The 8,008-nt window shown below is 37.4% G+C and carries 7 protein-coding genes; 6 read left to right on the forward strand and 1 reads right to left on the reverse strand.

The features are described from left to right. Positions 1-785: 785 nt before the first annotated feature. The 4 genes from HRT50_RS16525 to hflX all read left to right on the forward strand — a co-directional run bounded on the left by HRT50_RS16525 (position 786) and on the right by hflX (position 4,832). Entirely contained in the window at positions 786-1,184 is a 399-nt protein-coding gene (locus HRT50_RS16525) for a PAS domain-containing protein (protein ID WP_291616499.1), read from the forward strand. Positions 1,185-1,353: 169 nt separating this feature from the next. Next, complete coding sequence (locus tag HRT50_RS16530) at positions 1,354-1,680, forward strand: hypothetical protein (protein ID WP_291616501.1); 327 nt, start codon at positions 1,354-1,356, stop codon at positions 1,678-1,680. Between the two features lie 1,052 nt (positions 1,681-2,732). Continuing rightward, positions 2,733-3,023: a hypothetical protein gene (locus tag HRT50_RS16535; RefSeq protein ID WP_291616503.1), complete on the forward strand. Its 291-nt coding sequence runs from the start codon at positions 2,733-2,735 to the stop codon at positions 3,021-3,023. A 441-nt stretch (positions 3,024-3,464) separates the two neighbouring features. Then, positions 3,465-4,832, forward strand: a complete 1,368-nt coding sequence (gene hflX / locus HRT50_RS16540; RefSeq protein ID WP_291616505.1) for a GTPase HflX — start codon at positions 3,465-3,467, stop codon at positions 4,830-4,832. 204 nt (positions 4,833-5,036) lie between these two features. On the opposite strand, the gene HRT50_RS16545 is transcribed toward hflX, so the two are convergent. Beyond that, on the reverse strand, positions 5,037-5,285 hold the full coding sequence (locus tag HRT50_RS16545; RefSeq protein WP_291616507.1) for a DUF3297 family protein: 249 nt from the start codon (positions 5,283-5,285) through the stop codon (positions 5,037-5,039). A gap of 411 nt (positions 5,286-5,696) precedes the next feature. Between HRT50_RS16545 and HRT50_RS16550 the strand changes: the two genes are divergently transcribed. Together HRT50_RS16550 and HRT50_RS16555 are read left to right on the forward strand one after the other, a co-directional pair. Continuing rightward, on the forward strand, positions 5,697-6,530 hold the full coding sequence (locus HRT50_RS16550; protein WP_291616509.1) for a MoxR family ATPase: 834 nt from the start codon (positions 5,697-5,699) through the stop codon (positions 6,528-6,530). A gap of 7 nt (positions 6,531-6,537) precedes the next feature. Then, positions 6,538-7,710 carry a VWA domain-containing protein gene (locus tag HRT50_RS16555; protein WP_291616510.1) on the forward strand — a complete coding sequence of 391 codons (1,173 nt, stop codon included), beginning with the start codon at positions 6,538-6,540 and terminating at the stop codon, positions 7,708-7,710. The last annotated feature ends 298 nt before the right edge of the window (positions 7,711-8,008 follow it).

Here is an 8,008-nt window from a genome sequence, read left to right on the forward strand (position 1 = left end):
CGAAAGCACCGGTCTTGAAAACCGGCAAGGGTTTGTAGCCCTTCTAGAGTTCAAATCTCTATCTCACCGCCACATTCTAAGAAACCGCTAATCGAAAGATAAGCGGTTTTTTTTCGTCTCGAATTTAGTCATAGATACAGATCATGGGTTTGTAGTGCATTACCTACGACGTAGAGTTCGAGTCTCTATCTTACCGCCACATTCTAAGAAACCGCTAATCGAAAGATTAGCGGTTTTTTTCACCTTGAGTTTAGTGATGGGAATCAATAGTGGGTTTGTAGCGCAACAGCTACGATATAGAGTTCAAGTTTCTATTTTACCGACATATTTAAAAGGCGGCACAATGTGCAGCCTCTTCTCGCTTAAGGCACTTCCTAATATTTTCGATAAATAATCGTCATTTCAAATTATTGAAAGTATTGATTATTTATCGATGAATTAAAGCGGAACAAAGTCGTTTTAGAAGCATATGTTGCCATTATTACTCAATTGTTAGCACATAATACTTAGGGGAGGGAACCTGCATGGAAACTCACCTAAATAAAGCCAGGAAAACACTTCTACGTTCAGCTCATGGCTTAGAATAGTATTTTTAACAATAGAATTTTAATGGTATATAGGTAAATAAAAAGGGCGTTCGCCCTTTTTTTGTGTCAGTCTAAAAAGACACAACGAATATAGTTTAACCCGCTAAGGTTTAACTGGGCTATTTTCCATTAGATTTACCCAGTAACCAATATTGAATATGCTTTATCTAGAGCAAGATAATTAAGGTGGATAATCGAGTGATTACAGAAAACCCTTTAGACTTTATTAAAAATTCCAATATTGGCATCCATACTGTTTCACCTGAAGGCATAATTAACTATGCTAACCAGCATGAATTAAATATATTAGGCTACTCAGAAGAAGAATATGTTGGTCATCATGTCTCTGAGTTTCAATTCGACAAATCATGCTTAGATATAATGATGAATAAGCTGGCGAAATTCGAAGCTTTTACTAACTTTCCAGCCATGGTATATGGCAAACACAAAATAAAATATATTTTATATAATTCAAGTGTCTATGAAGCCGAAGGCGAATTCATTCACACCCGATGTTTTGGTAACGAAATATCCGAAAATGTTTATCATGCCTGTGTACTTGAATATAAGAGATTACTTATCAATCGGACGGATTAGTCAGTAATTATACTTCCAGCATGAAACCGTCTCTAGGGGAAACTTAAATACAGATAATGAATCTGCAAAGAGGTGCTGTTGACCTAATCACTTGCATGATTAAGTCAGCAATCATATTCGAGATGCTAAGGGCTGAGCTGGGAAGGTAGTCATAGAGTAGCTGGCATCTTTGATTGGCCTGGGCATCATTGCTGGCGGTAGGGTAAAGCAAGCGCCATTAAGCTCCTTAGTTATTTTACCCACATTGTTTTCTATCACAGAAGTTTCCTTGCCGACAGATCGTACTCTCGATGGTCGTGATATCTCTAGTTACCTAATCGACTCAAATAATCAAGCATCAATAAAAACGCCATTACTATTTCAAGTTGAGCAAGACTTATCAGAAAGCATCGATAGGGCTCAAGCACAACAGGAATTAACAAAGGTCTTGAGTGAAAAATTAGCTAAATTCCTGCAACATATTGATGCTGAAGGCAGATTTTGGCACAACGATTAGACCATTAAATGTTCGGACCTCGTGATGGAGATATTGCCAACCTAACACTGACAATTCCTATTGTTTCTATGAAATTAATATGAATGATTTTCAGCGATTAGATTTAATTATTTTTGTCAGATTTCTTGTCATTTGAGCTTAATTATTAAAAGCTGTCACAGATAAAGAGGAAATCTAGCTCAATTGTCTATATTTTAAGCATGTCCAATATAATCCCACTCCTTCGGGGCTTGAGGATTATATTAAAACGTTATTCACAGAGTTATCCACAATAATTGTGGAAAGCCTTCGCTAAGTCACTGTTCAACCAGTGAACCGTGTTTGATGGAAAAACAAGCGAACAGTAACTTTTTTATTGAATTATTTAATATTTTCTTGAATAAACAGTGAAGTGTACTAGAATTTATCAATTTATTTCCTGCTTACTTTAGCTTTCCTTATTTCAAAAATCTTTTCCACAGCCTCTAGCCACACTCTCACCCAGAACTAGTGCACTGAAAATGCTGAGTGTCATTACACAAATGCTCACAATTGAAATTTTGAAACCTTATTTAACCCATCAATAAGATTTAATTAGACTAAGTGCTGCCGCTACTGCGTTGTTGTTAACACAAAAGAGTCAAAACAAAAAAGTGTATGATTGGTTTATGGGGATTAAATAACTTAGTCGTAAGTGTTATAGATAAACTAAAATGCAGCAGGCCTGTATTGCTTGCTAATTCAAATGTAAGTTATTGATCTCAAATGATTAGCGCCTTTTTGCGTTTAAGACCTTGAAAATTGGCTAAGGGGTTGTCGCGCAATATCTACCAAGTAAAGTTAAAATATCTCTCTCTTAGCCAGATGCTAACAAACCGCAACTTAACTAATTGCGTTTTTTTCGTCTTGAATTTAGTTACAGAAATAACCAAATGAGTTTAGTTCTAAACCCACATCAGAGTTCAAGTAACTATATTTATGAAAAATAAGGTTAATATAACTACAATATCTTCTAGACAAAGTGTTTTATTGATGTAATCTAAAATTACAACTTAATTTTAATAAGAAGAAATATGCAAAGATTAAAAGAATCTCAAGAAGCGTTAACTCTTATTTACAATACTTATAATGCCGTAGCAACTAAGCCTTTAACACCATTAAAAGTTGATGATGCAGAATCATTAAATAAATTACTTAATGCAGTGATGAACCGAGAATCGGTATCACATATACAAAATAAAAAATCGCTTAAAGAAAGTACTGAACTTCGTAGTGCTTTAGCCGATGTTCTATTGTTACTTGATAATTGTGACATTAAAGAAATTAAAGCGAATATGAAAAAAGCTACTGCTGCAGCGGGATAAGTAGCAGAATAAGTTATCGTTAGGCTATGTAAGACAAAGCCTCGCTAACAATATAAATAACTTAGCACAGCTACATTAATAAGAGCCTATTAGCAAAGTAATGGGCTTTTTACTTTCCTCAGTATCATGCTGAAACCTCTGTAGTACAATTTATTGCTCACTTGTGCGGGTTAAAATACCCCAAGACTACGTTGCACCCATCCACAATAGCCCGCTATTTTTCAATCGAACGCCTTGCTTAGATTTATTTTTACTGTGCACAACAAGATCACAAACTTAATCAAAATGGTATAATATCGGCATTAGTCTGCTATTGCCCTATAAAGCGCGGCTATAACAGCGTAGGATCAAATTACTTTAGATAAAAATTAGCTTTGCACTTATATCAATGAGTATTAGGTGCACTAATACCAACTTAATCAAAATGGTATACATAAATATATGCAACTAACAGCAAAAGCATCACTTACTAACGCTCTACTTATCTCTATTTGTACACCGGAGTTTAAAGGTGATGAGGCAACAGAATCACTGGCAGAGCTTGCACGCTTGGTGACTACATTAGGCTTTAAAGTGGTCGGCACTCAGTCGCAAAAGCAGAGTTCGACTAAAAAAGTTAATGTACTGGGTTTAGGAAAACTGGCTGAAATAGCACACCTCACCGGCAACAAAGGTGAAGTTGCTGTCGAAGCAGAAGAGGGCGATGACTTAGTTGAAGGAACAATTGAAGAAATAATCGATGAATCGTCATTTGCTGAGCTCCCGTCAGAGAACTTACCCTTTGCTTGTGCTGATGTCGTAGTATTTGATTGTGATTTAAGCCCATCTCAGCTACGTAACGTCGAGAATCAATTAGGCGTAGAAGTATTTGACCGTACTGGCATTATTATTGAAATATTTAGTCGCCATGCCCGTACTAAAACAGCGAAATTACAAGTTGAAATTGCTCGCTTAAATTATGTAGCGCCACGACTGCGTGAAACATCATGTGGTGATAAAGAACGTCAAATGGGTAAAGGCGCTGGTGAAACAACGCTAGAGCTAAACCGCCGTAAAGTACGTGACCAATTAGCAGAGCTCAAGCGCGAATTGGTAAGTGTTCAAAATGAAATGAAAGGCAGAAGAACACAACGTTCTGAGCTTTTTTGTGTCGCTTTGGTTGGTTATACCAATGCGGGCAAGTCCTCATTGATGCGATCGATTACCGGTAGTGATGTCGAAGGTGAAAACAAACTTTTTGCCACCCTTGATACTACAGTACGTGCATTGTTTCCAATAACTCAGCCTAGAATACTGGTATCTGATACGGTTGGTTTTATTAAAAAATTACCGCACGATTTAGTCGCCTCGTTTCATTCCACTCTAGCAGAGGCACAGGATGCATCATTGTTGTTATATGTGGTAGATGCTTCAGATCCTTCTTTTCGTGCGCAACTTGATGTGGTACACGGAGTACTGGAAGAAGTCGGTGTTGAGGACAGTAAAAAATTACTGATACTGAACAAATCAGATTTACTAAGTGCTGAACAACAACAAGCACTGATGGAAGAATTTCCTGAAGCCATGATGACATCTGCTCGAAATCCTGCAGATGTAAAAAAATTGCATAAATATATCGTTGGCATTGCACAGGACGAGATGATCGAAGAAGAAATTATTGTCCCTTATACCGCTAACGGTATCATAGGTGAAATTCGTTCAAGAATGAGTGTCACCAAGGAAGAATATGAAAGTGATCATATCAAGCTTACGGTTAGATCAAATGCGATTGATTTAGCAAGATTGAAAAAGCGGATGCTGAGTTTATAAAAACAAGGGCTAAGTAAGTAATTAAGCAGCTATAGCCGTTTAAATAGAGTCAGATGAATTTCGATAAACCTCATCTGACTCTGACTAAATACAGCTGGTAGCAACTAATGCCGATTACCTAAAACAGATTAATACCTAGTAAACGGTACTGGAAAGGGCTAACCAGTTTTCATTGATAGCTGTTAGGTGATTTTTAGCTAATTCTTAACGATAAAACGCTGTAACAGTACCTTTCATCTTCATCATAAGCGGTTGGCCGCGACGGTCTAATGCTTTTTTCGACGGCACTTTTACCCAACCTTCACTGATGCAATATTCTTCAACATCGAAACGCTCTTTGCCGTTAAGCGTAATGCCAATTTCGTGTTCGAAAACTTCTTCATCATGGTGAGGGCTACGAGGATTACCTGAAAGGTGATCCGGTAAAGTTGGTTTTGATGTAGTGTCGTTCATGTTCGTGACCTGTAGTAAATAAATTATCCGCTATTGTAGGCAATATAGGACTGCCCCTCAATAGCTGCGGTAATAAATCTTGCTAAAACACTGCGACAACGGCACAACTTTTGTACTTCACCATACAGGTTAAACCTGCAGATTCAACTTACCCATTATTTAAATAAAAACAGCTAATTAAAACGATTGTTTGATTTTGATGTTTTTACTGGCATTTATTGGTGTTATTATTTCCTGCAGAAATGTTCTGAAATTAAAGACGGTTAACGAATAGCTTGTGTCTTTTTCTTTGGAACAAATAAATCATAAGTTAATTTACAATGACAATATCAATGAGATTTTACTTAAAGTCTCTTGGTATAACATGTCATTTCATAGATTATCATCAGGCTCTCAATAGGTAGTAACAACATGTTTAAAAGTACTGAAAATTACATTGCATCAGACGAGCTTCGTTTAGCCGTTAATGCCGCAATCACCCTTGAAAAACCTTTATTAATTAAAGGCGAGCCCGGCACAGGTAAAACACAATTAGCGGAAGAATTAGCTAAATCACTCAATTGTAAGTTGTACCAATGGCACATCAAATCGACTACCAAAGCGCAACAAGGTTTATACGAATACGATGCGGTATCGCGCTTGCGTGACAGTCAACTTGGTGATGAAAAGGTAAACGATATTGGCAACTATATAATTAAAGGTAAGTTGTGGCAGGCGTTTGAAGAAGAGCAAAGACCTATATTACTTATCGATGAAATTGATAAAGCGGATATTGAGTTTCCAAACGATTTATTGCAAGAGCTCGATAAAATGGAGTTCTTTGTTTATGAAACCCAACAGGTTATTAAAGCAAAACAAAGACCGATCATCATTATCACTTCAAACAATGAAAAAGAACTACCTGATGCTTTTTTAAGACGCTGTTTTTTCCACTACATTAAGTTCCCAACAAAAACTGAAATGCAGCAAATTATCGATGTTCACCATCCCCATGTTAAACAAGATCTTTTAAAACAGACATTAGACGTGTTCTTTGAGTTAAGAGAATTAAAGGGCATCAAGAAAAAACCGTCAACGTCAGAATTAATTGATTGGTTAAAACTGCTGATGGCTGATGATATTTCGCAAGAGGTATTAATGGATAATAAATCAGATATTATTCCACTATTTGGCGCCTTATTGAAAAATGAGCAAGACGTTTCGTTAATCGAAAGGCTCGCCTTTATGAGCCGAAGAAACAGGTAACATAGCTGTGTTTATTGATTTTTTCCTCGCACTAAAAAAGCATAAAGTACCGTGTAGCTTACGTGAGCTGTTAGATTTAATCGCAGTATTAAAGCAAGGGGTAATTTTTGCTGATGTCGATGAATTTTATAACCTTGCCAAAATAGTCATGGTTAAAGATGAAATTCATTATGATAAATACGATCGTGCCTTTGCTGAATATTTCAAAGGTATCGAACAAATTGATATCTTTGACAAGCTTCTACCTGAAGACTGGTTAAGAAAAGAATTTGAAAAGCAGTTAAGCATCGAAGAAAAAGAAAAGCTCAAGGCGCTAGGCGGTCTTGATGAGCTAATGAAGACGCTAAAAGAGCGACTTGAAGAGCAGAAGAAGCGCCATGCTGGCGGCAGTAAATGGGTTGGTACTGGTGGTACATCACCCTTTGGTGCTTATGGTTACAACCCTGAAGGTATTAGAGTAGGGCAAGATAAAAACCGCAATAACAGTGCAGTAAAAGTTTGGGATAAACGGGAGTTTAAAAATTTCGATCAAGACCGCGAACTAGGCTCGAGAAACATAAAGCTAGCACTGAAAAAATTACGGAAATTTGCTCGTACAGGTGCCAGTGAAAAACTTGATATCAATACCACCATAAGTGCAACGGCAAAAAATGGCGGTATGCTCGACGTACATATGGAGCCAGAACGCCATAACGCAGTAAAAGTATTGATGTTTTTTGATATTGGCGGCTCTATGGATGAATACATTCAAACCTGCGAAGAGTTGTTTTCAGCCGCACACAGCGAATTTAAATATTTAGAATTCTTTTATTTTCATAACTGCGTCTACGAAAAGGTTTGGCGAGACAACCAAAGACGTCGCACCGAAACCATCGATATTGAAGAAATCATCAGAACCTTTGGCTCAGATTATAAAGTGATTTTTGTTGGTGATGCTACTATGGGGCCATACGAAATCACCTATCCTGGTGGCAGTGTTGAACATTGGAATGAAAAGCCAGGCGCTGATTATATGAATAGATTAACGAGTCACTTTACTAAGGTCGCCTGGTTAAACCCGCAACCTGAAGCGCAATGGTCTTATTATCACTCGATAGGGCTGATCAATGAGTTGATTGACAGTAAAATGTTTCCGCTAACGGTTGATGGTATCGGGCGGGCAATCAAAGAGATAAGCTAAATTTATTTGCCGTTCATTATTTTCGGTTCATTAAATACCGGCTAGCCTTTCTTAAAGTAAGGTAAAGTAAGTCAAATTAGGCCTAAGCTGTGTATGCAATGAACTATGAGATATATGAGGGTTTTTAGAGTTTTGAGTATACTCTGCGTTGTATTACTTATCAGCACTTGTTCGAATAATGACTGGCGCACAGCAAGTAGACAGCCTGCCGGTATCGCAACGGCGCCAAATGAAGACAACAGAGCAATTATTGAATTCTATGCTGCGGATGCTTTTAGCTGGCGTGGCTGGTTTGCAG

Source organism: Colwellia sp. (assembly GCF_013215345.1).
Lineage (GTDB): Bacteria > Pseudomonadota > Gammaproteobacteria > Enterobacterales > Alteromonadaceae > Colwellia.